Here is a 25,066-nt window from a genome sequence, read left to right as displayed (position 1 = left end):
GCACGCTACGCCCGCCGACCGGTGCGGGCAACAGCGCCGGGAACCCGGCCGGACCGGAAAAACCGGAGGCGGCCGGCGGGGGGAGCGGGCTAACCTCGTGCGATGCACGAACACGCGGACCACTTCGGCGAGGACGTCGCGGCGGCCTACGACGACCCTTCGGACGCGATGTTCCAGCCCCGCGCCGTCGAGGCCACGGCGGATGTGCTGCACCGGCTGGCCGCCGGGAAAGCGGCGCTGGAACTGGGAATCGGCACCGGGCGCATCGCCCTTCCGCTGGCACGGCGCGGCGTGGCGGTCCACGGCATCGACCTGTCGGAGGCGATGGTGGCGCGCCTGCGCGCCAAGCCGGGCTCCGAGGCCATCGGTGTGACCATCGGCGACTTCGCCACCGCCCGCGCGCCCGGGCGCTACTCGCTGGTCTACCTGGTCTTCAACACGATCATGAACCTCACCAGCCAGGACGCGCAGGTGGACTGCTTCGCCAACGCCGCCGAGCACCTCGAACCCGGCGGCCGCTTCGTCGTGGAGGCGGGCGTTCCGGGCCTGCGCCTGCTCCCGCCCGGCCAGAACGTCGTGCACTTCGCCACCCGGCCCGCGCGGTTGGCCTTCGACGTCTACGACACCGCCACCCAGTCCATGAGCTCCAACTACGTCGAGGTCTCCCACGACGGGCACGGGAGCTGCCGCTCGATCCCCTTCCGCTACGTCTGGCCCGCCGAACTGGACCTGATGGCGCGGATGGCCGGGCTGCGCCTGGCCGAGCGCTGGTCGGGATGGTCGCAGGAGCCCTTCACCCACGAGAGCACCGAGCACGTCTCGGTCTGGGAGAAGCCCGCCGCCTGAGACCCGCGCGAGGACGTCGCGGCGTCGCGGGCCCCGGGCCGCTCGGCCAGGACGCGATGCAGGACGGCGCGGGGAGTCGGCGTCGGCCGCCCGGCTACGCCTCGACGTCGAAGCGCGCGCGTGCGCGCTCGACATCGGACATGGTGGCGGTGGTCCAGCGCAGCAGCGCGTCGATGAGCTCCTGGAGCGAGGTGCCGAGCGGCGTGATGCGGTACTCCACGGCGAGCGGGCGCGTGCTCGTGACGACACGCTCGACCATCCCGTTGCGCTCCAGGCGCCGCAGCGTCGCCGTGAGCGACTTCTGCGTCACGACGGGGATCGCCCGGCGCAGCTCGTTGAAGCGCGAGGGCTGCTCGCACAGCGAGTCGAGGACCTGAAGCGACCACTTGTCGAGCACCTGGTCGAGCAGTTCGCGGTGCGGCGCTCTGATCTGGGAGCGGTCGGCGCCGGGGCGTGGACCGCTCGCCTCCCGGGAGCACGGGAAGGCAGGTAGACGCCGGCGGCGCACGCGCGGCGGGCCGGGCGGCGTCTTGGCGATGTCGCCGGCGGACGTCGTGATGGCAGACTCGACCCGTGGATACCGGATCATCGTCCGAAGCGGTGGACACGGCCGCTCTTGAGAACGCCGCCGGGCCGGCCGTGACGTCCTTCTGCTGGTGGCGCGGCGATCTCCCGCAGGACGTGTGCGAGGACTACTGGCGCGACGTGCACGGGTTCATGTTCGCGCGCGTGGCGGGCCTGTGGCAGTACCGGCAGCTGCGCCTGGACGCCAACCGGCCCGACCTATGGCCGGCGGTCCAGGGCCTGTCGTTCGACGGCCCCGGCGTGGCCCAGCCGCAGGGCATACCGCACGGGCTCTTCCTGTCCGAGGCCGACCTGGCCGCATTCGGCAACCATCCACTCCCGAAGGAGGCCATCCCCAACGACGCGCGCAACTTCATCGGCCGCATCGGTGCGCTTCTGTCACCCGCCACCAGGGGCCGCACGCTCATCGACCGGATCAACGATCCCGCCCTGCAGGGCCCTCCGCCGATGCCCGCCTTCGTGCTCTGCTTCGTTCCACGGACGCACGCCTCGCCCGAGGAGTTCCACCGCTACCTCATCGAGCACGTGGCGCACCCGTAGAGCGAACACCGCGACGTCCAGCGGTTGCGCGTCGAGCCGCTTCCCCCCTACGAGCAGTCGGCGATGCGCTCGCCCGGCGTGGCGCACCGATGGCCGAGCGACGAGACCTATCTCGGCTGGATCGAGCTGGCGGTGCGCAATGAGAACGTCCTCGGCGAACTCCTGGCCGGCTCGGGCGCCGACGGACTCGCCCGGCAGATCAGAGCCGTGCACACCTACCCGATCCGCGAGGTCTACACGATCATCTCCGCCGGACGGCCGACCGAGGTCGGCCTGCGGGGCTATCCGGCCGTGCAGACGATCGCCGCCGCCGGTGCGGGCAATCAGCACAGCCGCGAGGTGCTGGACCTCCTCTTCGGCGATGCCGCGCACGGCCTGGATCGGCTCAGGCGACACACCTGACCGGGGTGCCGGTAGACCGCGGCACCGCTGTGCCCGTTCACGAGGCCGTCGCGAGCCGCGGGCGGCGGTGCTCGCGCGCGGCAGTCAGGATGGCTGGACCTCGTCGAAGAGGGCGAGGGCTTCGGCGGGGTCCGGGCTCACGAGGCGCTCCAGCCCGGCCGTCGTGATCTCCGCCCACGTGGCGGCCCGCGCCCACATCTGTTCCTCGAAGGCGCGGATGGCGTCGTCCAGATCTCCAGGACCGGTGGCGGCGGCGACGGACTCGGCGAGTTCGGCGCCTTCCAGCATCGCGAGGTTCGCGCCCGCCCCCAAGGGGGGCATCAGGTGGGCGGCGTCGCCCAGAAGCGTCACCCCGGGGACGTGGGCCCAGGTGTGGGACACGGGCAGGACGTGGAGGGGGCGGTGGACGAAGGCGGTGCCGCGGCGGAGGAGGTCGAGGACGGGAGCGGCCCAGCCGTCGAACAGGGCCAGCAGGCGTGATCGCACGGCCTCGGCGTCGGACGGGTCCGGGTTCGCGTGCCGGTCCAGCGGCGCGCGGAACTGGGCGTAGACCTTCAGGTGCCCACCGCTGTTGCGCTGGGCGACGAGGGCGCGGTTCACGCCGTAGACGGCCACGGAACCCGCGCCGACCAGCCGGGCCAGGTCGGGGTGGCGGGTGTCGACGTCGTCCAGGGAGGTCTCGACCAAGGTGACGCCGGTGTAGTGCGGCGCCGCGGACGAGACCGCCGGGCGGACGCGGGACCGGGCGCCGTCCGCGCCGATCACGAGGTCGAACGTCTCCTGGCGCCCGTCCGCGGAACGGACCAGCACGCCGCCCCGGGGCTGCGGCACCACCTCCGTCACGCCCCGCCCCCACTGCACGTCCAATGGGCCGAGTAGCAGGTCACGGAGCTGCCCGCGGTCGATCTCGGGATTGGCCCTCTCGCCCGGACGGGGGTGCCAGTCGCGGAGGACGGTTCCGTCCGCGTCGAGGATGCGCATGGCCTGTCCCTCGGGACGCGATAGTGCCTGGAACTGCGCCAGCAGCCCCGCCTTCTCCAGAGCGAGCTGGCCGAGTCCTTGGTGCAGGTCCAATGCGCCGCCCGGGGGACGGGCGTCGGGGGCGGGATCGCGTTCGAGGACCGTGACGGGGTGTTCACGGCGGTGCAGGACGCGGGCGAAGGTGAGCCCGGCGGGGCCGGCCCCGACCACGGCGATACGGTGTCCCATATCGATACACTGTATTCTTTTGTCGCGATGTATCGCAACGGTACGGTGTAGGAATGACTGTGTGGGACCGGCCCGAGCCGCCGCCTCGCCCTGCGCCGCTCGACCGGGGGCGAATCGTTGCCGCCGCCATCGCGCTGGCCGACGTGGGCGGACTGGAGGCGGTATCGCTGCGCAAGGTCGCCGCCCGGCTGGACGCCGGCCCGATGCGGCTGTACGGATACATCTCCACCAAGGAGGAGCTGTTCGACCTCATGGTGGACGAGATCCACGCCGAAATCCTCCCCGAGGAGCAGCCCGCTGACTGGCGGGAGGTGCTGCGCATCCGCGCCCACCGCACCAGGCAGGCCGCACTTCGCCACGAATGGCTGGCCGACCTGCTCGGCGGACGTCCGACCCTGGGCCCCAACGCGCTTGCCGTGACCGAGGCCACGCTGGCCGCCCTCGACGGCCTCACCGACCTCGACACCGTCCGCCACGCCGTGGAGACCGTCAGCGCCTACTCCACCGGCGCGATCAGGCGCGAGATCGCGAACCTGCGGGCCGAGCGCGCCACGGGCCTGTCCAAGCGCGAATGGCAGCCCGCCTCCGGCCCGCACCTGAGGAAAATGCTGGCCACGGGCCGCTTCCCGGCGCTGTCCAAGGCCGTGTACGACGGCGCGGAGGTGGAGGCCGAGGAGTCATTCGCGACCGGTCTGGAGTGGGTCCTCGACGCCGTGGCCGCCAAACTCGCCCGGCCGCCGGCGTGACGCTCCGGACTTCCAGGTGACATCCGGGGCACCGCCCGGCGCCGACGTCCTGCGCACCAGGCTGCGCGACCGGTTCAGCCGCAAACCTTGACGCCAAACGACCTGGTCAGGGCATCATGTGGCCCGCAGGCGCGCTTCCCGGGGCAGCGCGGGTGGTAGCGATGCGGCCAAGCACCTGTGGGACACCGGTATAACTCTATTCCCGCGTTCGCTTGGAGGGCGCCAGCGGAAGTGCGTCATCCCCTCCATCCCAGGCGGCCGTGAAATGGCTCGCGGCCACGAACGGGACACTTGACGCAGCCAAGGAAGTCGGCGGCGAGGAAGCCGCCTCCTACGTCGACAAGGCCCGCGATGAGGTCTCCACAGCGGGGACGCACCTGGACGCTCAGGAGGGCGAAACCGCTCAGTTCTCCGAAGGGCGTGTCAGTCGGCTGGATGACGGCACGACCCTGGTGGTCTTCCCCCTGACCGGCGGGATCTCACCAGCAGTGCGCTGACCGTCGCGTCGTTCGGCACCGCCGTCGCAGGCCGGCGGCGCTAACGGGCGGCCGGCCTGCGACGGGGCTCGCCGACGGTACTGCGCCCGTCGACGGCGGGGGGCCGGGGAGGAATACGGCCTCCTTCACGCCGTGGTGGTCTGCTTAGCCGTCGCAGTTGCCGATCGTGGCCGGCTGCGCGCGCACGCGCCTGGCTGCTGCGTGTCGTGGTCGACTTCGACGGCAGCGCGTCGGAGGTCGGGCGGGGCGGGGCTCGTCGACGAGGCCGGTCTCGCTGATGTGCCGCTCCAGCACGGGCAGGCGTCGCGGTGGTGAGCGTGGGCACGTCGATGGGGCCTGTGTCAACGCCTCCGCGGGGCGCCCCCGGGGGCCGGCGCCGGCCCCGCTTGGATGCCCCCTGCGCCCCGAGGTCCCGTGCCGCGTCGGAGGACCGTCCGCCCGGCCGCCGGCGGGGAGGTTTTCGTTGTTACGTTGATGATTACGTTAATCACAAACGGAACCACGAAACAGAAAACGGAACCATCGCGGAGCCCTCGCTTCCGATAAGTGAGCGTTATCGGAAGCGAGGGCGGAGCGGACTCCCGAAGCCCTTTTCCGGCGGTGCAACGGAACTCGGCGGCGAGGACGGGGCGGCCGGCGATGCCGCCGGGGCTCACGCAACCCGCGGGCGGTGACGGCCCGGGCTGCCGCGCAGGGGCGGCCGCAGCCGTCGGCGGGCACGGCCGACAGCGGTTCCTACACGGTGCGGTGGGCTCGTCCGAGCCGGCCGGCGGGCGCCTGCTCCGACCGGCCCGCCGCCGAGCCCGGAGGCGACGGTGGTGGCGGTGGAAACGGCTGCGCGGCCCGCGTAGCGGCCGCGGCCGAGGGTGAGGGTGAGGAGCGAGCGCCCCTCCGGGTGCGCGGACGGCGGGGCGCGCCCTACCGAGGTCCCGCCCTCAGCACGAAGCGCTCGCCGCTTGCACTTCCCGGAGGGTGCGCCGGGCGACGTCGCCGAAGTCGTCGCGGTCGGCCGCGTGCCTCCAGCGCTCGTAGGCGACCGTGCAGGCGAGCGCGCCCAGTTCGGCGGCCACGCGCGCGGTCAGGTCGGCAAAGCCGCGGCGCTTGAGCGCGTCGGTCATCGCCGCGGTGAGGCCGAGTTCCTTCAGCGCTTCGCGTTCGCGCAGCTCCGGGTTGGCGGCGATCACCGCCGATCTGCGGGCGCCGAATTCGCGGCGGTCGGGAGTGAAGACCTGCTCTCCGATCACGTCCAGCGCATGGGCCACGGCGTCGAGAGGACCGGCGCCGGCCGGCGCCGCGCCGATCCCGTCGGCGAGCAGGCCGGCCACCGTGCCCCTGCCGAAGAGCACCTCCCGCTTGTCCCGGAAGTGCCGGAAGAAGGTGCTCTTCGTGAGCCCGGCGCGCTCCGCGATCTCGATCACCGTCGTCTTCTCGTAGCCCTGTTCCTCGAACAGCTCAAGGGCGGCGGCGACGAGTCGCTCGGATGCGTGGGGTTGCCATCGGGCCATGGCGACAGTGTACGGGACTTGGTGCCGTCACTCGTGTACAGTGATGGGACCAAGTCCCGTCACTCTCGTGTTGGAGATACCCATGAGCAGAGCCGTCGTCTATGAGGCGTTCGGAGATCCCGAGGTACTGGAGGTGCGCGAGGTCGCCAAGCCCCACGCCGGGCCGGGCGAGGTCCGCGTCCGCGTGACGGCGGCCGGTCTCAATCCCATGGACTGGGGTATCGCCTCGCAGCCCGAATTGGCCGCCCGGTTCGGCATCACCCTGCCGTCCGGCTTCGGTTACGACTTCGCCGGGGTCGTCGACGAGGTCGGCACCGGCGCTGCGGGATTCGCCGTGGGCGATCGCGTCTACGGCGGCGCGCTGGGAAGGGCCGCCGCCGATTTCGTCGTGATGGCGGTGCCCGCCGATGCGACCGAGCCGCTGTGGCACACGCCGGAGGGCATCGGCGACGAGGTGGCGAGCACGCTTCCCGTCGCCGGCCTGACCGCCGCCGCCGCGTTGGAGGCGATCGACCCGCGCTCCGGCGACACCGTCCTGGTCGGCGGCGCCGCGGGCGGCGTGGGCGTGTTCGCCCTGCAGCTCGCGAAGCTCGCCGGTGCCCGAGTGATCGGGACCGCCGCGGAGAGCACGTTCCCGTTCCTGCGCCGGTTCGGTGCCGAGCCCGTGGCCTACGGCCCCGGGCTGGCGGAGCGGGTGCGGACCCTGGCGCCGGAGGGCGTGTCCGCGGCCACCGACCTGTTCGGCACCGAAACGGCCGAGGCCGCGCTCGCGCTCGGCGTGGCGCCCGAGCGGATCTCCACGATCGCCGCGGGTGCCCATCCTCCCGGCGGTGTCCGCGCGACCGGTGGCTTCGACGCGGAGCCGGACGCCGTGAAGCGGATCAGCGACGCGATCCTCGCCGGCGCGATCACCGTGCCGATCGCCGCGACCTTCCCGATCGAGCGGATCCGCGATGCCGTGACACTGCAAGCCGGACGCCACGTCCACGGCAAGATCGTCGTCACGCTGGACTCCCGTCTCCGCTGAACACCGCGCCATGCGACACCCGTCGCGGCGCAGGCGCGCGTCCGCTCCCTGCGACGCACCCGCCCGCACGCGCGCAACCCGCCCCTGGGCCACTCGACCGCCTGCGGCGGCTGGGGGCGCAACCGCCCCCGGCCCGACCGCCGGGGGACCGATGAGTTCGGGCGGCGTGTGCGGTCCCCCTCCAGGTGGACCGCACACGCGACTCGGCCGCGACCGCCGCGGCCGGACACCCCTGGGAGGAAGCCATGGCCGCCAACGCCCTGCCGCCCGTCGTGGACACCGACACCTGGCAGCGCCGGCTCGACGAGCTGCGCGCCCGGGAGAAGGCCGCGACCCGCGAGCTCGACGCGATCGCCGCCCAGCGCCGCCGCATGCCGATGGTCGAGATGCCCGACTACACCCTGGAGGGCGCGGAGGGCCCCGTCCGGCTCGCCGACGTCTTCGGCGGCGCCTCGCAGCTGATCGTCTACCACCACATGTGGTTTCCCGGCGAGCGGTGGCAGTGCGGGGGCTGCACCTGGTTCACCTCCCAGTACACGCGGCTGGAGTTCCTGGGCAACTACGACGCCCGGTTCGTGGTCGTCACCCAGGGCCCGATCGAGGAGGCGCTGGCCTACAAGCGCCGGGTCGGCAACCGGATGACCTGGTACTCCACGGCGAACAGCCCGTTCGGCGCCGACGTCGGCGCCCCGCCCGGCGGCGGGTTCGCCCTCAACGTGTTCCTGCGCGAGGGCGGCACCGCCTACCGCACCTGGCACACCGACGGCCGCGGAACCGAGCAGCTCAGCCACACCTTCGCGCTGATCGACGTGCTGCCCTACGGGCGCCGGGAGGAGTGGCAGGACTCGCCCGAGGGCTGGCCCCGGTCGCCCGCCTGCAGCGGCTGGCCCGGCTCCGAGGACCTCGCCGCCCTCTACGGAACGGAGGCTTGAACGCGTCGGCGCCGGGCCCTCCGCTCACTTCCGCGCCGGGTCCTCGGCGGGTGCGGAGGCCGCGGCGGCGGCGTAGCGGCGGGCCAGGTGGGCGAAGGCCGCGGCCAGCTCGGGCGGGCCCGCGACTTCGATATCGGCGTCGAACATGCCGAGGGTGGCGGCCAGCCCCGGCCACGACCACGAGCCCAGCACCACTTGGCACCGGTGCGGTCCGATCTCCTCGACGACGCCGTCGCGCAGGTAGCGCGAGACCTCGGCGGCGGGCAGGCCGAGGACGGCCTCGCCGCGGCACGGCCACCCGCCGGAGGCCCCGCCCTGGAACCGCGCGGAGACGAAGGCGGCCACATCGCCCCCGGGCAGCTCGCGCGGGGTGAAGCGCGGGCCCGTGGGCGTGCGCGGGGTGATCCGGTCGGCGCGGAAGGTGCGCCAGTCCTGCCGGTCGAGGTCCCAGGCGACCAGGTACCAGCGCCCGCCCCAGGTGACGAGGTGGTGGGGCTGCGCCCGGCGGGGCGCAGCAGCCGGGTCGTCGCGGCCGGGCTCCGGCGCGGAGGCGCGGGAGTAGTCGAAGCGCAGCACCTCGCGGGCGTGCACGGCCGCGCTCAGCGCCATCAGCACCCCGCTGTCCACCCGGGGCCGCGGCCCCGCCGCCGCCCGCTCGACCGCGGTGGCCTGGAAGGTGTCGATGCGGCGGCGCAGCCGTGCGGGCATGACCTGGCGGACGGTGTTCAGCGCGCGCTCGGCCCCCTCCTCGATGCCGGCGCCGGTGGTGGCGGCGATCCGCAGTGCCACGGCGAGCGCGACGGCCTGCTCGTCGTCGAACCGCAGCGGCGGCAGCTCGGCGCCGGCGTCGAGCCGGTACCCGCCGTCGGGGCCCTTGTCGGCCGCGACGGGATAACCCAGCTCGCGCAGCCGGTCGACGTCGCGGCGCACCGTGCGCGGGCTGACCGCCAACCGCTCGGCCAGCACCGCGCCCGGCCAGTACCGGCGTGCCTGGAGAAGGGACAGCAGGGACAGCAACCGCGCTGAGGTTTTCGGCATGAATCCATCCTGGCCGAAGAAGAGGACACAACCTGTCCGCTCCTGCTGCGACTGTTCTTTTATGACCGACGACGACCGGAAGGACTCCGCCATGAACACCACACCCACCACGACCGCCGCGCTCGGCGGCGAGCGGGCCGACCTGCTCGCCGAACTCGCCATGGCACGGGCGTTCTTGATCGGCACGGTGCGCGGGCTCAGCGACGCGCAGGCCGGTGAGCGCCCGACGGCCAGCGCGCTGTGCCTGGGCGGGCTGCTCAAGCACGTCGCCTCCACCGAGGAGGCCTGGATGCGCTTCGCCGTCGAGGGCGCCTCGGCGATGAGCTTCACCCTTCCCGACGGCGTCACCTGGGACGACCTCATGGCCGGGACCGCGCGGCAGATGCCGCAATGGGCGATCGACCGCCAGAGGGAGTTCGCGATGCAGCCCGGCGAGACGCTGGCCGCAATCCTCGACCGCTACGCGCGGGTCGCCGCCCGCACCGAGGAGGTCGTCGCCTCCGTGGAGGACCTGTCGAGGACCCATCCGCTGCCGGAGGCGCCCTGGAACGAGCCGGGAGCGGCGCACAGCGTGCGCCGGGTGCTGATCCACGTCATCGCCGAGACCGCCCAGCACGCCGGACACGCCGACATCCTGCGCGAGTCGATCGACGGCCAGACCTCGACCTGACCGGTGCCGACCGCCGCGCACCCGCCGTCCGCACCGCCGCCCGAAGGAAGCGATGGAGCTCCTCGACAGCCGCGCGCTCAACCGCGCCACACTCGCCCGCCAGCTGCTGCTCGAACCCTCGCCCATGCCGGTGCTCGACGCGGTCGCGCACCTGTGCGGCATGCAGGCCCAGGAACCGCAGGAACCCTTCGCCGGACTCTGGTCGCGGCTGCGCGCCTTCGACCCGGCGGAGCTGTCCGACCTGCTGACCGGGCGGCGCGTGGTGCGCACCCATCTCATGCGCCGCACCGTCCACCTGCTCGCCGCCGACGACGCCCTGGCCTGGCGGACCCGGCACGAGACCATGCTGCGCCAGCGGGTCCTGGGCGTCTACCGCCGCGAGTTCGCGGGGGTCGACCTCGACGCGCTCGCGGCGGCCGCCCGGGAGGTGGCGGCCGACGGCCGGCCCCGCACGACGGCCGAGCTCGCCCGCGAGCTGGCCGACCACCGGCCCGAGCCGGGCGCCCGGGCGCTGGGGGAGATGATCGGCGCACTGGTGCCGCTGGTGCAGCTGCCGCCGCGCAGACTGTGGCGGCAGACGGCGGGCGTGCGCCACATGGCGATAGCGTCGTGGCTGGGGCGCGCGGCCGACCCGCTGGAGCCGGACGCCTCCGATCCCGTGGGCCGGGCGCTGGTACGGCGCTACCTGGCGGCGTTCGGCCCCGCCGCATCGGCCGACCTGCGCGCCTGGTGCGGTCTGGCCGGGCTCCCGGCCGCGGTCTCGGCGATGCGCGAGGAGCTGGTGGCCTTCCGCGACGAGCGCGGCCGGCGGCTGCTGGACCTGCCCGACGCGCCGCGCCCCGACCCCGCCACCCCCGCTCCCGTGCGGTTCCTGCCCGCCTTCGACAACGCGGTGCTGGGCTACCACGACCGCACGCGCATCATCGACGACGCCCACCGCGGCCTGTCGGTGACGGGGGCGCGCTTCGTCCTGGTGGACGGCCGGGTGGCGGCGACCTGGAGTGTGGAGGACGGCGCGGTGGGGGTGACCCCGCTGCGCGGCCTCTCCGGCACCGAGCGCGCCGAGGTGGCCGAGCAGGGGCGGGCGCTGGCGTCGCTGCTGTCGCCGGGCCGAAGCCGCCGGGTGCGCATCGCCGAACAGCCCCGCTGAGCGCCGCGCGCCCGCCGGGCGGCGCTTCGGCCGGCCCGCTCAGGTGTCGAAGCGGCGGCGGGAGGCCTCGATGTGTCCGATGTAGCGGCGGGTCCAGCCGCACATCGTGTCGACCGTCGCGCGCAGGCCCCGGCCGGCCTCGGTGAGGGTGTACTCGACCCGCGGCGGCACGGTCGGGTGCACGGTGCGCTCGACCAGGCCGTTGCGCTCCAGCATGCGCAGGTTCTGGGTGAGCATCTTGTGGCTGATGCCCTCGACCATGTTGCGCAGCTCGTTGAAGCGCAGGGTGCCGTCGCCGAGGAACTCGATGATCAGAAGCGCCCACTTGTTGGCGACGTCGGAGAAGATCTCCCGCGCGAGCGAGTCCGCCCGCGCCAGGTCCGCGTCCTCGGGCGAGCCCGTGTACTGCGTGGTCACTATAAGGTTCCCCAGTCACCGAAAAGTACGTTCTTCCATGTCAGCGCACACTCTCCTACGGTTTCCGAGTAACCGCAAGAGAGCACCGCCGGAGCCGTACGCCCGACGGTCTCGCACCACGAGGGGAACGAGGCACCCACGATGGCGATCACCCTGATCGACCCCGGCGGACTGCCGGAGATCGGCGCCTACCGGCAGGTGGCGGTGGCCACGGGCTCCAAGCTGGTCTTCGTCGCCGGTCAGGTGGCCTGGGACGCGGAAGGCAGGGTGGTCGGCGCGGGCGACCTCGCCGCACAGGTCGAGCAGTGCTACCTCAACGTCGCCACCGCCCTGACCGGAATCGGCGGCTCCTTCGACGACGTCGCGAAGCTGACCGTCTACGTCACCGACTGGACCCCCGACAAGATGCCCCCCTTCATGGAGGGCGTCGCGCGGGCGGCCGCGAAGCTGGGGGCCGCCCCGGCCCCGCCCGCCACGCTGGTGGGCGTGGCGGCGCTGGACGTACCCGAGCACCTGGTGGAGGTCGAGGCGACCGCGGTCCTCGACTGAGCCGGCGCCGCGCGGGTCTCTGAAAGGAGCGCGGCGCGGGGGCGCCGGGGCGGATGCCGGTCGCCGCCGTCAACCGCCTCGCGCTGCCGACCCGACCGCCGCAGCGACCGGCCTGGCCCTCGGCGGGGGCGGGCCGGGGGGGACCTGCCGCCCAGCATCGGCCGGATGACCATCAACGGCCCGGTGGCCGGCGCGGGCCCGCCCGTCCGCGGCGGGTTCAGGCCTGCGCGCGCAGCTCCCGCTCGGCGGCGCTCGCCCAGTGCGGCGCCCCCGCGTGTTCGGCGACGGTGCGGGCGCGGCGGTAGTGGTCCTCGGCCTGCGGCCCCCACCCCAGCGCGCGGGCGAGGTCGCCCAGGTGATGGGCGACAGGCCCCAGCGCGACCAGGCCGCTGCCGGCCCCGGCCAGCTCATCGGCGGCCGGCAGCAACCGCTCGTAGGCGCGCCGCATCCGGCCCTGATCGCCGACCGCGCGCGCGACGCGGGCGTCCAGGCAGGTCAGCGCCTCGTTGAGCAGACCCACCGGCGCGGGCGGCGGCGCATGAGAGGCCGCCGCGCCCATGCCGACCAGCGGCAGCGCCCACGGTGCGTAGGGCCCCCACTCGGCCCCCGCCAGATCCGCCCAGTCGGCGGGGTCGGGCCCGCCCGGCTGCAGCCGCAGGCACAGCAGCGCCAGCGGCACGGCGCCGCGCGCCATGCCGGGCATGCCCGAGCCCGCCAGCGGCCCGGCCGCGGCGCGGTAGGCGTGCTCGGCCTCGGTGAAGCGGCCCGCCGCGGCCGCGCGTAGGGCCGCATACAGGCCGGTGAACACGGCGACGCCGCCGATCTCGTAGCGCTCGCCCAGCTCGCCGGCCGCGTCGGCGTGGGCGTCGGCGGCGGCGAAGTCGGCCAGAGCGCTGCGGGCCTGCATCTGCACGAGCCGGCCCAGCACCTCGTAGGCCACCAGGCCCGCGCCGGAGGCAACCTCGACCAGCTCGGCGCCGATACCGGCCCGCCGCCGCGCCCCTCCCGCGGTGTGGAAGGACTGCATGAACCCGGCGTTGAGGGCCGCGCACAGCAGCGCGGGATCGCCCCCGCGCCGTGCGAGGGCCTCGGCCCGGCGGGCGGCGCCGGGTCCGCGCTCGCCGGGATCGCCGCGCAGCTCCAGCGCGAGGGTGATCAGCAGGCGGCAGCGCAGCTCCTCGTCGCCGCCGTCGGGGGCGGCGGCCTCCAACGCCGCCAGCGCCTGCTGCGCGGCGCCGGCCACGCGGGCGGAGAGGCCCTCGTCGTCGTTGCGCGGCCACAGCGCCGGCACGTCGAAGGCGGTGACGACCCGCCCCAGCAGCTCGGGGTCGTCCAATCCGGCGGCCGCCTCCACGGCGCGGCCCCGGTGGGCGCGGGCCTCCTCCAGCCGCCCGGTGACCGCCAGCGCCCGCACCATGCCCATGACCGCCTCCAGGTGCACCCGCACGGGGGCGCCGCTGCGCTCGCACGCCTCGGCCGCCTCGCGCCACAGGCGGGCGGCCTCGTGCGGGGCGAAGCGGTCCTCGGCCCCGCGGGCGGCCGCGCGCGCGTAGACGGCGGCGCGCTCGTCGGATCCGGGGGTGTCGGCGCGGGCGAAGTGGTGGGCCAGCGACGCGGCCTCGCCGGGGCGCAGCCGCTCCAGGGCGCGGGCGGCGGCGCCGTGCCAGTGCGCCCGGCGCGGCCCCGACAGCCCGGTGTAGACGGCGTCGCGCACCAGGACGTGGGAGAAGCGCAGCCGGCGCGGCTCGGGTTCGGTGAGGAAACCGGACTGCAGCGCGGCGTCGAGGGCGTCGAGCATGCCGTCGCCGTCTCCTCCCTCCTCGGCGGCCACGGCGGCCAGTACCCCGGGGTCGACGTCGCGGCCGATCACCGAGGCCCGGCCCACGAGCCGCCGCGCGGCCGGGTCGAGGCCGGCCAGGCGGTGGCGGATGAGGTCGCCCACCCCGGGCGGGACGGTGTCGAGCGCGCGGGCGCCCTGGTCGGCGTAGAGGCGGGCGAGCTCGCGCACGTAGAAGGGGTTGCCGCCGCTGCGGCGGTGGATCGCGGCCACGGCGGCCTCGTCGGCGCCGCGCCGGGCGGTCTCGGCCACGATCCGGCCGGTGTCGCTACGGGAGAGCCCCTCCAGGTACAGGCGCAGGGGTTCGCGCGGGGCCAGGCGGGCCAGCGCGCGGGTCAGCGCGGGCGTGATCTCGTCGCTGCGGTAGGTGCCCACCACCAGCACCGGCGGGGTGCCCGGGTGAGCCGCCACCCCGGCCAGCAGCTCCAGGGTCTCCTCGCCCGCGCGGTGCAGGTCGTCGGCGACCAGCAGGACCGGGGCGCCGGCGGCGGCCGCCTCCACCAGCGCGACGGCGCGGCGCAGGGCCTGGAACCGGGCGGCGGCGGGGTCGGCGGGGGTGTCCGCGCCCGCGGGCGCGGACACCCCCGCCGCGGCGGAGGAGGAGGCCGCCGCCAGCGCCGCGGCGATGCGCTCCCAGGTCCAGGCGGGCGGGGCGCCCTCGTGCTCGGGGCACTCGCCCCAGGCGACGGTCCACCCCCGCGCCGACAGGCGCGCGGCCAGGTCGCGGGCCAGCGCGGTCTTGCCGGCCCCGGCGCCGCCGGCGATCAGCGCCGTGACGGTGCCGCCCTGCTGTGCGCGCTCGGCGGCCCGCTCCAGCTCACCGGTTTCGCCGGAGCGGCCCAGCAGCGGGTGCGCCGGCGGGCGCGGCGGCGCGGGCGCCGCGGGGGCGGGCGGGCCCTGCTCCGGCGGACGCGGGCTCAGCCGCGGCGCTTGGGCGAGGATGTCGGCCTCCAGCGTGCGCAGCCGCTCGCCCGGCTCCACGCCCAGTTCCTCGGCCAGCGTGCGGCGGGCCCGCCGCAGCGCCGCCAGCGCCTCGCCCTGGCGGCCCGAGCGATACAGCGCCAGCGCCAAATGGTGCCAGGCGTCCTCGCGCAGCGGGCGGGCGCCGACGTGGGCCCTCAGGTCGGGGACCGCTTCGGCCGCCCGGCCCGACCCGATCAGCGCCTCGGCGCGGTCCTCCACGGCGGCCAGGCGCAGCTCCTCCAGCCGCTCGGCGGCGCCGCGCGCCCACGGGTAGTCGGCGAACTCGGCGTAGGCGGGACCGCGCCACAGCTGCAGGGCCCGCTCCAGCTCCTCCAGGGCCGGGCCCGGCCGCGCGTCGGCCAGCAGCGCGCGGCCCCGCGCCGCCCCCGCCTCGAACCGGTCGGCGTCGACCGCGCCCGGTGCGGCCCGCAGCACGTAGCCGGGGGCGGCGGTGGCCAGCAGGCGGGCCGGGCTGCGGGGCGGCCGGGCGGGTTCCAGCGCGCGGCGCAGGTCGGCGACGAACGTGCGGATCGCCGCGACAGCGCCGTCGGGCGCCTGCTCGGGCCACAGGTCCTCCACCAGCCGGTCCACCGGCACGACCCGTCCGCCGGCCACCAGCAGCCGCGCGAGCAGGGCCCGCTGCCGCGGCCCCTTCAGTACCGACGCCCCGTTCGGGCCGACGGCCTCCAAGGGCCCGAGCACGGCGAAGCGCACCGCGGCCGGGTCGTCGGAATCGCTGGTCATGGTATCGAATCTAGCCGGGCGCACCCGGTGCGGCGTCCGGGCGCCGGCACTTGGCCGCTGCTCATCGGCTGCTCATCGCCGCACGGCAGGCTGCGGGAGTACCGCAACGCAACCGCGAGAAGGAGCCCGCCGTGGAACCGCAACCGCGCATCGAAGGATTCGACTACCGCCGTCTGCCCGGCGCCGAGGGGGTGGAGCTCAACGTCGCCGTCGGGGGCTCGGGCAGCCCGGTCGTGCTGCTGCACGGCTTCCCCCAGACCCACCTGATGTGGCGCCACGTCGCCGCCGACCTGGCCGCCGACCACACTGTGATCTGCCCCGACCTGCGCGGCTACGGCGACAGCGACAAGCCCGCCGACTCGGGCGGCGGCGCGACCTATGCCAAGCGCACCATGGCCGCCGACGTCGTCGCGCTGGCCGGCGCGCTGGGACACGACCGCTTCGCGGTGGCCGGCCACGACCGCGGCGCCCTGGTGGCGCTGCGCGCCGGGCTGGACCACCCCGGCACCGTCACGCACGTGGCCGCGCTGGACGTGCTGCCCGTACCGCAGATGTGGGAGGCGCTGCACGGGCGGGCGGGTGCGGTGGGCTTCCACCTGTACCTGATGGCCCAGCCCGCCGACCTGCCCGAGAAGCTCATCGCCGGCGCGCCCGAGGCGTTCTTCGGCCACTTCCTGGACAGCTGGTCCCAGGACCCCGCCGCGATCCCGCCGCACCTGCGCGCGGCCTATGTGGCCAAGTCCGCCGCGGCGGTGGACTCCATCGTCGCCGACTACCGGGCGTCGGCCGGCGTCGACGCCGACCTCGACGAGGCCGACCAGCGGGCCGGCCGGCAGCTGGCGATGCCGGTGTCGGTGCTGCAACAGGACTGGGGCGCGGTGCTGGGCTACGACGCCGCCGCGATGTGGCGGCCCTGGGCGCCCGACCTGGACCACGCCACGGTCTCCTGCGGCCACTTCATGGCCGAGGAGGCCCCGGCCGAGGTCGTCAAGGCGCTGCGGGCCCTGCTGGAGCGCTGAGGGTTCGGGTCCGGTCGGCGGCGGTGCCGGGCGTGTGCGCGGGCACGCGCCCGGCACCGGCAAGGGCGCATGAAGCGCGGCGCCTCCGGCGGCGGGTGAGGGCACGGCTGCCGGAGGGACCGCCCACAGCGCGGGCAGCACGGGCAGCGCCCCGGGCCCGCGGCTTCCCGGGGCGGTGCGCGGGTGGACCGCACTGTCCTCGCCCGGTCCCGCTCGGCGGCGCTCGGTCAAGAGCAGCGCAGGCGGACTTGCCGGAACGGCAACGCCGCTTGTCCGCGGTCCGGTGGCGGTCGCAGGATCCCCGCATAGGCGCGGCGGCGCCGCCCGGTACCGGAGCCGCCGCCGGGCCGCAGGGACCGCGAGGACAAGGGGGGACCGCCCGATGAACGACGACACCGGCACGGCAGGACAGCGGTTCTGGGACGCCCGCTACAGCGAGAGCCGGCGCGTGTGGAGCGGCGAGCCCAACGCGGCCCTCGTCGCCGAGACCACCGGCACGGAGCCCGGCACCGCTTTGGACCTGGGCTGCGGCGAGGGGGCCGACACGGTGTGGCTGGCGCGGCGCGGGTGGCGCGTGGTCGGCGTCGACGTCTCCGGAATCGCCCTGGAGCGCGCCCGCATCCGCGCCGACGAGGCCGGCGTGGGCGAGCGCACCGAGTTCCAGCGCCACAGCTTGGGGTCCTCGTTCCCCGAGGGCCGCTTCGACCTGGTCTCGGCGTGCTTTTTGCACTCCTGGCAGGACCTGCCGCGCGAGCCCGTGCTGCGCACCGCCGCCTCGCGCGTCGCCTCCGGCGGGACGCTGCTGATCGTCGGCCACGTCGGCGCGCGCGTGTGGGAGGAGGAGGTCGGCTCCCACGTCGAGCAGCCCACCGCGGCCGAGGTCCTGAAGTCGCTGGAGCTGCCGGAGGCGGAGTGGGAGGTCCAGGTCGCCGAGGAGCGCGAGCGCGCCCACCCCAGCCCCGGCGGCCACCGCACCGACAGCGTCCTCAAGCTGCGCCGCCGCTGAAGGCGCCCCGCAGGAGAGCCGGTCCGCCGCTGTCGGCCCCGCCCCTGCTCAGGCGGGGCGGACGGACAGCCGTCACGCCATTCCTCAGCACCGGCGCTTCGAGGGAAAGGAGACTCCGCCCCGGAGAGACCGTTGGAAAGGCGCCTCAGCCGGATCACCGCGGCCGTGACCACGGTTCGGCGCCGGCCGGGTCGCGCTCGTGGTCGCGGGCCAGGCGGCGGTGGCGCACCGGCCGGGCGAAGGTCGGCTCCGCCACCCCGCGGCGCGCCGACGCCTGGAACCCGGTGGCGTCCTCGGCGGGCCGCACGGTCCCACGACCGACCGGAGCTTCGCAAAGGCCCGGGCCGGCAGCCGAGCGTGGCCGGGCTGCGCCGCCGGCCCGCCGCGCCGCCCGGCGCCGCGGGCCGGCTGTGCGGTCAGACCAGGGTGGAGATGCAGAAGGGGTGGCCGGCGGGGTCCAGCAGCACTCTCCAGCGGTCGGGGTCGGGCTGGCTCGCGGGCGCGGACGCGCCCCGGGCCAGCACGTGGGCCTGTGCGGCGTCCAGGTCGTCCACCCCCAGCTCGATGTGGGCCTGCTTCTCCTGGTCGGGGTCGGGCCAGGTCGGAGGGCGGTAGTCGGTCAGCCGGTTGAACCCCAGTCCCGCCTCGCCCTCCCGGCCGAGCAGGACGAAGTGGTCGCTGGAGAAGACCGCGGGCAGACCGAGGAGGCCGCTGTAGAAGCGGGCCAGCGCGGCCGGGTCCGGGCAGTCGAAGGTGACGGCCGCATACCGGAAGACCGGTGCGGACGTGGTGTCGGTGGCCATGGCCGCGACTCTAGGAGCACACCCGGACAGCTTCCGTCCGCGATACCCGCCGATCCCGCCCGCCTCCCGCCTGCGGTTGCGGAGCGGCCGCGCGGCCGCCGAACGCCGCGACCACCCTGCCGGAGCCGGACGCCCCCGGCTCGGAGACTGCCGGGTAAGCGGGTGTGCGCGTTGAGTGCGAGGGAGGCCGCGTGCACCGGCACGATGACGACCCCGCAACAGTCGGCGCGTCGCCGCCGAGCGCGGAGGTCGACCCGCCGGTGCGGCTCTGGTCCTCGACCCCGGAACAGGTGGCCCTGCCGGACCGTCTCCGGCAGGCGCTCCTGCGGCGCTTCGACCTGGAGCACCTTTCGGATGCTCAAGCAGACGCCGGGGTGGACGGTGCCGCGCCTGCGCAGCCCCGAGGCGGCCGGCCGGTGGATGTGGCTGGTGACCGCCGCCCACACCCGGCTTCGCTCGGCCCGCCCCGTGGCAATGTCCGCGCGAGGGCGGCCTGTCGCGCCGGTGCGCCCCGACCCCGGTTGCGGGTCCCGGGCCTCCACGGGGATCGACGAACCGGGGCCGGGCACCGCGCCATGACGTGGGAAGGACCGTCGAACGCGCCGTCAGCCTGCAGGAGCACCACGCCCGACCAGGTTGAGAACCAAGCTCAGGCCTCCTCGGGGTCGTGCCCGCGCACCGAGCGGCCGCCGTCCAGGGGCAGCACGGCTCCGCTGATGAACCCGGCCCGGTCGCCGAGCAGGTAGGCCACCGCGTCGGCGACCTCCTCGGGCTCACCCACCCGGCCCAGCGGGTGCAGCCGCGCCATCTGCTCCCGGGTGCGCAGCGCCTGCCCGGGCTCCTGGCCCGCCAGCAGGGCCGTGTAGCGCTCAGTCGCCACCGACCCCAGCGCCAACGCGTTGGCGCGCACCCCGTGCGGCCCGTAGTCCACGGCCAGGGCCCGCGTCAGGCCCTCCACGGCCGCCTTGGCGCTCGCGTAGGCCATGGCGCCGGGTACGGGGCGCTGGGCCTGGTGGGAGGAGACGTTGACGATCGCACCGCCGGTGCCCGCCCGCAGGAACCGGCGCACCGCCACCGCGCACCCGGTCACCACGGGCGCGAGGTTGGCGGTGATCAGCTCCGTCATCCGCGCGGGAGCCGTGGCGTGCAGGTCGGCGTCGCGAAAGACCGCGGCGTTGTTCACCCAGCCGCCCAGGGCGCCGAACCGCTCGGCCTCCTCTGCCACGGCCTCGGCCACCGCCTCCTCGGCGGCGTCGCCCGGCACCGCCGCCAGGAACTGCGGCCGATCCGCCGCCCACCGCAGCGCCCGCTCGTCGGCGTCGACCGCCACCACGGCCCCGCCGTCCTCCACGAGGCGCTCGGCGATGGCGCGCCCGATCCCGCGCCCGGCTCCGGTCACCACATAACTGCGCCGCATGCGCGCAGCATGCCAAACGGCGGCCGCGCCGCCAACCGCCCCGGTGAGACGCGCGCGTATGCCGACGAGCATGTCGGCCATGGCCCGCACCCGCCCGGCGGCGTTGACTGGCTGCCATGACGACCGACACGCACACCCGCACATCCACCACGCTGGTGCTGGGCGGCACCGGTAAGACCGGGCGCCGCGTCGCGCGGCTGCTGGCCGAGTCCGGCCGAGCCGTGCCCATCGGCTCGCGCTCGGGCCGGCCCCGCTTCGACCGGCAGGACGAGACCACCTGGGGCCCGGTATTGGAAGGGGCCACCAGCGCCTACATCGCCTATGCCCCCGACGTGGGACTTCCCGGCGCCGACGCGGTGATCGGCCGGTTCGCCCGGGCCGCCGCCGCGGCCGGCGTCGCTCACCTCGTGCTGCTCAGCGGCCGCGGCGAGCCCGGCGCCCTGCGCAGCGAGCAGGCGCTTCGCGCCTCCGGCGCCGCCTGGACCGTCGTGCGCTCCAGCTTCTTGATGCAAAACTTCACCGAGGACTTCCTGGCCGCGGCGGTGTCGGGCGGCGAGGCCGTCGCGGCGGTGGCCGCCGCCGGCCTGCTGGAGCCGGACCGCGCCGGGCGGGTCTACGAGGTCACGGGCCCCCGGCCGCCGACCTTCGCCCGGGCGCTCGCCGAGATCGGCGCCGCCGCCGGCCTCGACCTCGCCTACCGGCCCACCACCACCCGCGAGTTCGCCGCCGGCCTGGTCGCCGACGGGGCCGACCCCGCCCTCGCCGAGTCCCTGTCCGCGCTGCTGGGCGAGGTGCTCGGCGGGCGCAACACCCCCACCGCCGACGGCGTCCGCCAGGCGCTGGGGCGCGAGCCCCGCGACTTCGCCGACTTCGCCCGCGGCGCCGCGGCGGCCGGCGCCTGGCACACCGCCCGCACGGAGGCGACCGGTGCCTGAGATCGTGCGGCAGGCGGCGCTGGTGGCGGCCGCGGTGGACACCGGCCTGTTCGCGGGGCTGTTCACCGCCTTCGCCTACGCGGTCATGCCCGGGCTGGCGCGCGCCGGCGACACCGCGTTCGTCGAAGCCATGCAGCGCATCAACGCCGCCATCCTCAACCCGGTCTTCGCCGCGGTCTTCGCGGGCACGCCGGTGCTGCTGGCCGCGGCCGCGGCCGTGCACCTGGGCGCCGACGGCGCCGCGGCGGCGTGGCTGGGCGCGGCGCTGGCGCTGGTGGCGGCGGTGATCGCCGTGACGATGGCACTCAACGTGCCGCTCAACAACGCGCTGGAGCGGGCCGGGCACCCCGCCGACCCCGACCGGGCCGCCCGGGCCCGCCGGGCCTTCGAAGCCGCCTGGGTGCGCTGGAACGTGCTGCGGGCGGCGCTGTCGGTCGCGGCACTGGCCTGCGCGGCAACAGCGCTGACCGCCTGAGGGCCTCCGCCCCCGGATGTTCCCGGGGCGAGAATCCCGGCCGGCTCCGCCCGGACCGGCGCGCCACGATGGTTCAAGGGCCGCGCGGAGCGGCGCGAAAGGGGAGCGGGCGATGCGCACCGACCGCCTCGCACCCCCGCGCTCCTGCGACACCGAGCGGAGCCGCCACGCGGACGAGTCGGCGGGCGCGCGCCGGTCGCCGCGGTGCCCGAACCCCCGGGCCCCGGCGGACGACGCGGCCACCCGATCGCGATCGACGGCGGCTGTGACCTGCTCGGGCATAGGCTGGCGCCGGCCCGCCACCGGGTGCGGCCCGCACCCGCCCGACTCTCCCGCGCGAAAGGACCCGCCGTGACCGACCGGCTCGAACCCATGCCCGCCGACTGGCAGCGCGCCCTGGCCGTCGTCGCCCACCCCGACGACCTGGAGTACGGCGCGGCCGCGGCCATCGCCTCCTGGGTCGACGGCGGACGCGAGGTCGCCTACCTGCTGGCCACCCGCGGCGAAGCCGGCATCGCCACCATGGAACCCGCCCGCGCCGCCGAGGTGCGCGAGCGCGAGCAGCGGGCCAGTGCCGCCGTCGTGGGCGTGTCGTCTGTGGAGTTCCTCGACCACCGCGACGGCGTCGTCGAGTACGGCCCCGCGCTGCGCCGCGACGTGGCCGCCGCCATCCGCCGGCACCGCCCCGAACTGGTCGTCACCCTCAACCACCGCGACACCTTCGGCGGCACCTCCTGGAACACCCCCGACCACAGGGCCGTGGGCCGGGCGGTGCTGGACGCCGCCGCCGACGCGGGCAACCGGTGGATCTTCCCGGAGCTGGCCGAGCAGGGCCTGCCGCCGTGGGAGGGCGTGCGCTGGGTCGCGGTGGCCGCCTCGCCCCGGCCCACCCACGCCGTGGAGGCCGGACCCGGAATGGAGCGGGCCGTGCGCTCGCTGCTGGAGCACCGCGCCTACATCGAGGCCCTGACCGACGCCGACCCCGAGACCTACGTCCGCGGGTTCCTGGGCCGGGCCACCGGCGACACCGCCGCGCGCTTCGGCGGGCGTGCGGCCGTGTCCTTCGAACTGTTCCCCCGCTAGAGACCCGACCGAGAGACCGGACAGAGGGCGCCGCCGCGCCGCGGCCTCCGAACGGGCTCAGCGGGAGTCGGCGGCCAACCGCAGCGCCAAGCCCGCGAAGACGGTGCCCGAGAACGCGTGCAGCACCCGCTGGACCAGGGGTCGGCGGCGCAGCGCGTCGCCCAGCCGCCCGGAGAGCAGGCCCGCGGCGGCGTCCACGCACAGCCCCACCATGATGAACAGCGCCCCCAGCAGGAAGAACTGGGCGGCCACGTGCCCGCGGGAGGGGTCGATGAACTGCGGGAAGAACGCCAGGTAGAACACGATGACCTTGGGGTTGGCGAGGTTGGTCAGCATCGCCCGCACGAACACCCGCAACCGCCCCGCGCCGCCCGCGGCCCGGGGCGCGGCGCCTGCGGCCGCCCCGGCCCGCACGGCGTCGCGAAACGCCAGCACCGCCAGCACGACCAGGTAGCAGGCGCCCGCGATCCGCACCGCGGTGAACGCTGCCGGGAAGGCCTCCAGCACCGCACCCAGCCCCAGAGCGGCGGCGCTGGTGTGCACCGCAAGCCCGGCCGAGACCCCCACCGCCGCCAGCAGCCCCGCACGCGGCCCCGACGACAGGCCGGTGGCGGTGATGAACATCATGTCGGGGCCCGGCGCAAGCGACATCAGCAGCGCAGCCAGGCAGAAGGCCGCGACCACCTGCGGATCGACCAGCATCGGCACCCCCGTTTCGCATACCCCGACCCCGACCCCGCCCGCGGCGCCGCAGAACGGCGACCGGCCGATCCTACTCCGGCCCGGCCGCGGGCCACATCCGATTTCCCCTGCGCCCGGGCGCGGCCCGGCAAAGCCGTGTGGGACGGCCGCGCCGACCGGGTGCCTTCCCCGGGCATCCGGTCGGCGCGGCGGGAAACGCGAAGCCCTCCCGGGGGCAGAACCCCCCGGACACTCTCGACCTAAGCGCCGGCCAGCGCCTGCTGGACGGCGCGTTCCACCGGGGTGGGCTCCGACGCCCGCAGGTCCAGGGGGGCGGTGGGCGCCAGCGGCGGCTGGGCGATGAACCGCGGTGCGCTGCCGTGGTGGGGCTGGGCCGTGTGCACGAGGAAGGGGTGGCACAGGAAGACGTCGCCGGCCCGCCCCACGGCATCGACGACCGGGCGGTGGGCGCTGGCCTCCACGGCCTCGCCGCACAGGTCGAACCACTCCCGCCCCGGCGGCTCGGAGAATCCGGCCAGCAGCGGCGCGACGTCGCGGTGGGAGCCCGCGCGGATGCGGGTGGGCGCGTCGGCCGCGGCCACGTCGGTGAACAGGAACAGCATCAGCAGCGCCCGCCCGTGCGAGCGCAGCGTCACCCGGTAGCCGCCGGCGTCGTCGGTGCAGCCGGCGTCCAGGTGCCATCCGGCGTCGCCGGGGTCCTCGCTGCTGGGAAACCGCAGCGGGAAGGTGCCCAGCCCCGGGGGCGCCTGCCAGCGGCCTTCGCCGGCGAGGCGGTCGTAGGCGGCGTGCAGCGCGTCGGTGTTGGCGGCCTCGCGAAACGGCGCGCTGGACAGCCCCGGCACCCGCACCACCGGCCGGGTCCAGGTCGCGGGGTCCTCGGGGTCGCAGCCGCTGGCCTGCCACAGCTCCGCACGGCAGGCCGCGGTCACCGCCTCCGGCACGGCTCCGGGAAGATGCACGAAACCCTCGTCCACGAAGCGTTCGACGTCGGCGTCGCTGAACATGTCACCCCTGTCGGCAGGTCGGCGGTAGAAGCGGAACCGCCCAAGCCCACCAGCGCCGCACACGCCTCGCAAGCGGTTTTCCCCCGCGCCCGGCGGCTGTGGGCCGCGGCCGGTGTGGCCGGTGCGGGCTGCGGGCACAAGCCCCACAGAGTGCGGACCCGACCGCCACGAGGAGGCGCCATGCTCGTCCCCCGCCTGCTGGGGGCGGTGACGATCGCTTTCAGCGCCGCGATCATCGCCCGCCCGCACCTGATGGCCCGCCCCAGCGGCCACGCCGGTCCCGACGGGCAGGTCCCGCACGACATCAGGCTGCTCATGCATGCGATCGGTGTGCGCGACATGGCGCTGGGCGCGCTGATGCTGTGTGCGCCCGGCCCCGCAGCGATGCGCGCGGCGGTGGCCGCGCGCGTGGCCAGCGACCTCGGCGACGCCGTCGTCTTCGGAACCCGCCTGCCGCGCGCCGAGCAGCGGCTGAAGATCGGCGCGGCCGCCGCCGGGTGGGCGGCGGTGTGCGCCTACAGCCTGCGCCACATCCCCGCCGCGGCGCCCGCGCGGTACCGGCGCCGCTGACCGCCCCGACCGCGGCCTCGACCGCCGCCGGTCACGGGCCGGGCGCTTGGCCGGCGTCGAACCGCCGCCGCAGCCGCGCCGGCGCCTTGATCCGCCACGCCTCGGTCACCAGCTCGGCCAGCTCGCCGTGCCCCACCCGCTCCAGGTCCACCAGGACCGCCCCGTAGCCGTCGTAGTGCGCGGTGGTGAAGAACGCCGGATCGCCCGAGGCCAGCAGCGCCTCCTTCTCATCCAGCCCGCACATCACCACCAGGGCGCCCTCGGCCTCGCTGCGCAGCCGCACGAACAGCCTGCCGCGCACCTTCAGCGCCGGGGTGTTGTAGGAGGTCGACTCCTCCACCTCCATAAGCCCGCGCCCCAGCGCCACCACGTCGTCCCAGTCCGCCATCGCCCGC

28 protein-coding genes are annotated in these 25,066 nt (G+C 75.6%); 16 read left to right on the top strand and 12 right to left on the bottom strand.

All coding sequences use genetic code 11. From position 1 onward, the window contains the following. Positions 1–102: 102 nt before the first annotated feature. The gene (locus tag ABEA15_RS08395) at positions 103–846 is read left to right on the top strand and encodes a class I SAM-dependent DNA methyltransferase (protein WP_345556170.1); all 744 of its coding nucleotides are present in this window, start codon (positions 103–105) and stop codon (positions 844–846) included. Positions 847–940: 94 nt separating this feature from the next. Here the strand turns inward: ABEA15_RS08395 and ABEA15_RS08390 are convergent, their stop codons facing one another. Next, entirely contained in the window at positions 941–1,276 is a 336-nt protein-coding gene (locus ABEA15_RS08390) for a winged helix-turn-helix transcriptional regulator (protein ID WP_345556239.1), read from the bottom strand. Positions 1,277–1,419: 143 nt separating this feature from the next. Here ABEA15_RS08390 and ABEA15_RS08385 point away from each other — a divergent pair, with 143 nt between their 5' ends. Both ABEA15_RS08385 and ABEA15_RS08380 read left to right on the top strand, forming a co-directional pair. Next, a complete protein-coding gene (locus ABEA15_RS08385; RefSeq protein WP_345556169.1) occupies positions 1,420–1,971 on the top strand; it encodes a hypothetical protein in 552 nt (183 codons plus the stop codon). Between the two features lie 24 nt (positions 1,972–1,995). Continuing rightward, positions 1,996–2,373, top strand: a complete 378-nt coding sequence (locus tag ABEA15_RS08380) for a hypothetical protein (RefSeq protein ID WP_345556168.1) — start codon at positions 1,996–1,998, stop codon at positions 2,371–2,373. A gap of 84 nt (positions 2,374–2,457) precedes the next feature. On the opposite strand, the gene ABEA15_RS08375 is transcribed toward ABEA15_RS08380, so the two are convergent. Further along, the gene (locus ABEA15_RS08375) at positions 2,458–3,582 is read right to left on the bottom strand and encodes an FAD-dependent oxidoreductase (protein ID WP_345556167.1); all 1,125 of its coding nucleotides are present in this window, start codon (positions 3,580–3,582) and stop codon (positions 2,458–2,460) included. A gap of 53 nt (positions 3,583–3,635) precedes the next feature. Here ABEA15_RS08375 and ABEA15_RS08370 point away from each other — a divergent pair, with 53 nt between their 5' ends. Next, positions 3,636–4,328, top strand: coding sequence for a TetR/AcrR family transcriptional regulator (locus ABEA15_RS08370; RefSeq protein WP_345556166.1), 693 nt, complete (start codon positions 3,636–3,638; stop codon positions 4,326–4,328). 260 nt (positions 4,329–4,588) lie between these two features. Next, complete coding sequence (locus ABEA15_RS08365; RefSeq protein ID WP_345556165.1) at positions 4,589–4,825, top strand: hypothetical protein; 237 nt, start codon at positions 4,589–4,591, stop codon at positions 4,823–4,825. Positions 4,826–5,760: 935 nt separating this feature from the next. Here ABEA15_RS08365 and ABEA15_RS08360 read toward each other — a convergent pair. Next, complete coding sequence (locus ABEA15_RS08360) at positions 5,761–6,330, bottom strand: TetR/AcrR family transcriptional regulator (protein ID WP_345556164.1); 570 nt, start codon at positions 6,328–6,330, stop codon at positions 5,761–5,763. Positions 6,331–6,412: 82 nt separating this feature from the next. On the opposite strand from ABEA15_RS08360, the gene ABEA15_RS08355 reads away from it, so the two are divergent. Together ABEA15_RS08355 and ABEA15_RS08350 are read left to right on the top strand one after the other, a co-directional pair. Further along, on the top strand, positions 6,413–7,357 hold the full coding sequence (locus ABEA15_RS08355; RefSeq protein WP_345556163.1) for an NADP-dependent oxidoreductase: 945 nt from the start codon (positions 6,413–6,415) through the stop codon (positions 7,355–7,357). 245 nt (positions 7,358–7,602) lie between these two features. Continuing rightward, complete coding sequence (locus ABEA15_RS08350) at positions 7,603–8,289, top strand: DUF899 domain-containing protein (RefSeq protein ID WP_345556162.1); 687 nt, start codon at positions 7,603–7,605, stop codon at positions 8,287–8,289. 24 nt (positions 8,290–8,313) lie between these two features. On the opposite strand, the gene ABEA15_RS08345 is transcribed toward ABEA15_RS08350, so the two are convergent. Next, positions 8,314–9,327: a helix-turn-helix transcriptional regulator gene (locus tag ABEA15_RS08345; RefSeq protein WP_345556161.1), complete on the bottom strand. Its 1,014-nt coding sequence runs from the start codon at positions 9,325–9,327 to the stop codon at positions 8,314–8,316. Between the two features lie 61 nt (positions 9,328–9,388). Between ABEA15_RS08345 and ABEA15_RS08340 the strand changes: the two genes are divergently transcribed. After that, on the top strand, positions 9,389–9,997 hold the full coding sequence (locus ABEA15_RS08340) for a DinB family protein (protein ID WP_345556160.1): 609 nt from the start codon (positions 9,389–9,391) through the stop codon (positions 9,995–9,997). A gap of 52 nt (positions 9,998–10,049) precedes the next feature. Continuing rightward, the gene (locus ABEA15_RS08335; protein ID WP_345556159.1) at positions 10,050–11,147 is read left to right on the top strand and encodes a winged helix DNA-binding domain-containing protein; all 1,098 of its coding nucleotides are present in this window, start codon (positions 10,050–10,052) and stop codon (positions 11,145–11,147) included. Positions 11,148–11,186: 39 nt separating this feature from the next. On the opposite strand, the gene ABEA15_RS08330 is transcribed toward ABEA15_RS08335, so the two are convergent. After that, positions 11,187–11,564, bottom strand: a complete 378-nt coding sequence (locus tag ABEA15_RS08330; protein WP_425579373.1) for a winged helix-turn-helix transcriptional regulator — start codon at positions 11,562–11,564, stop codon at positions 11,187–11,189. A gap of 141 nt (positions 11,565–11,705) precedes the next feature. Here ABEA15_RS08330 and ABEA15_RS08325 point away from each other — a divergent pair, with 141 nt between their 5' ends. Beyond that, positions 11,706–12,113: a RidA family protein gene (locus ABEA15_RS08325; protein ID WP_345556157.1), complete on the top strand. Its 408-nt coding sequence runs from the start codon at positions 11,706–11,708 to the stop codon at positions 12,111–12,113. Positions 12,114–12,330: 217 nt separating this feature from the next. Here ABEA15_RS08325 and ABEA15_RS08320 read toward each other — a convergent pair whose 3' ends face one another. Beyond that, positions 12,331–15,657 (bottom strand): ATP-binding protein, encoded by a 3,327-nt coding sequence (locus ABEA15_RS08320; RefSeq protein WP_345556155.1) that lies wholly within the window; start codon positions 15,655–15,657, stop codon positions 12,331–12,333. Between the two features lie 131 nt (positions 15,658–15,788). Here ABEA15_RS08320 and ABEA15_RS08315 point away from each other — a divergent pair, with 131 nt between their 5' ends. Together ABEA15_RS08315 and ABEA15_RS08310 are read left to right on the top strand one after the other, a co-directional pair. Beyond that, a complete protein-coding gene (locus ABEA15_RS08315) occupies positions 15,789–16,676 on the top strand; it encodes an alpha/beta fold hydrolase (RefSeq protein WP_344143123.1) in 888 nt (295 codons plus the stop codon). A gap of 382 nt (positions 16,677–17,058) precedes the next feature. After that, on the top strand, positions 17,059–17,682 hold the full coding sequence (locus ABEA15_RS08310) for a class I SAM-dependent methyltransferase (RefSeq protein WP_345556154.1): 624 nt from the start codon (positions 17,059–17,061) through the stop codon (positions 17,680–17,682). Between the two features lie 154 nt (positions 17,683–17,836). On the opposite strand, the gene ABEA15_RS08305 is transcribed toward ABEA15_RS08310, so the two are convergent. The 3 genes from ABEA15_RS08305 to ABEA15_RS08295 form a co-directional block, all read right to left on the bottom strand. Continuing rightward, positions 17,837–17,989 carry a hypothetical protein gene (locus tag ABEA15_RS08305; protein WP_345556153.1) on the bottom strand — a complete coding sequence of 51 codons (153 nt, stop codon included), beginning with the start codon at positions 17,987–17,989 and terminating at the stop codon, positions 17,837–17,839. A 109-nt stretch (positions 17,990–18,098) separates the two neighbouring features. After that, complete coding sequence (locus ABEA15_RS08300) at positions 18,099–18,485, bottom strand: VOC family protein (RefSeq protein WP_345556152.1); 387 nt, start codon at positions 18,483–18,485, stop codon at positions 18,099–18,101. A 649-nt stretch (positions 18,486–19,134) separates the two neighbouring features. Then, positions 19,135–19,902, bottom strand: a complete 768-nt coding sequence (locus ABEA15_RS08295; protein WP_345556151.1) for an SDR family NAD(P)-dependent oxidoreductase — start codon at positions 19,900–19,902, stop codon at positions 19,135–19,137. A gap of 116 nt (positions 19,903–20,018) precedes the next feature. On the opposite strand from ABEA15_RS08295, the gene ABEA15_RS08290 reads away from it, so the two are divergent. The 3 genes from ABEA15_RS08290 to ABEA15_RS08280 all read left to right on the top strand — a co-directional run bounded on the left by ABEA15_RS08290 (position 20,019) and on the right by ABEA15_RS08280 (position 22,395). Beyond that, positions 20,019–20,837 (top strand): Rossmann-fold NAD(P)-binding domain-containing protein, encoded by an 819-nt coding sequence (locus ABEA15_RS08290; RefSeq protein ID WP_345556150.1) that lies wholly within the window; start codon positions 20,019–20,021, stop codon positions 20,835–20,837. Continuing rightward, positions 20,830–21,312, top strand: coding sequence for an anthrone oxygenase family protein (locus tag ABEA15_RS08285; RefSeq protein WP_345556149.1), 483 nt, complete (start codon positions 20,830–20,832; stop codon positions 21,310–21,312). The genes ABEA15_RS08290 and ABEA15_RS08285 overlap by 8 nt, the downstream gene beginning before the upstream one ends. 351 nt (positions 21,313–21,663) lie before the next feature. Next, positions 21,664–22,395, top strand: a complete 732-nt coding sequence (locus ABEA15_RS08280; RefSeq protein ID WP_345556148.1) for a PIG-L deacetylase family protein — start codon at positions 21,664–21,666, stop codon at positions 22,393–22,395. A 57-nt stretch (positions 22,396–22,452) separates the two neighbouring features. Here the strand turns inward: ABEA15_RS08280 and ABEA15_RS08275 are convergent, their stop codons facing one another. Both ABEA15_RS08275 and ABEA15_RS08270 read right to left on the bottom strand, forming a co-directional pair. Beyond that, a complete protein-coding gene (locus ABEA15_RS08275) occupies positions 22,453–23,097 on the bottom strand; it encodes a LysE family translocator (RefSeq protein ID WP_345556147.1) in 645 nt (214 codons plus the stop codon). Between the two features lie 239 nt (positions 23,098–23,336). After that, a complete protein-coding gene (locus ABEA15_RS08270) occupies positions 23,337–24,101 on the bottom strand; it encodes a phytanoyl-CoA dioxygenase family protein (RefSeq protein WP_344143114.1) in 765 nt (254 codons plus the stop codon). 180 nt (positions 24,102–24,281) lie between these two features. Here ABEA15_RS08270 and ABEA15_RS08265 point away from each other — a divergent pair, with 180 nt between their 5' ends. Continuing rightward, the gene (locus ABEA15_RS08265) at positions 24,282–24,671 is read left to right on the top strand and encodes a hypothetical protein (RefSeq protein WP_345556146.1); all 390 of its coding nucleotides are present in this window, start codon (positions 24,282–24,284) and stop codon (positions 24,669–24,671) included. Between the two features lie 31 nt (positions 24,672–24,702). On the opposite strand, the gene ABEA15_RS08260 is transcribed toward ABEA15_RS08265, so the two are convergent. Further along, the gene (locus tag ABEA15_RS08260; protein WP_344143110.1) at positions 24,703–25,059 is read right to left on the bottom strand and encodes an MmcQ/YjbR family DNA-binding protein; all 357 of its coding nucleotides are present in this window, start codon (positions 25,057–25,059) and stop codon (positions 24,703–24,705) included. Positions 25,060–25,066: the final 7 nt, after the last annotated feature.

It is taken from the genome of Streptomonospora halophila, assembly GCF_039542725.1.
Classification (GTDB): domain Bacteria; phylum Actinomycetota; class Actinomycetes; order Streptosporangiales; family Streptosporangiaceae; genus Streptomonospora; species Streptomonospora halophila.
This window is presented reverse-complemented; position numbering and strand designations above follow the sequence as displayed.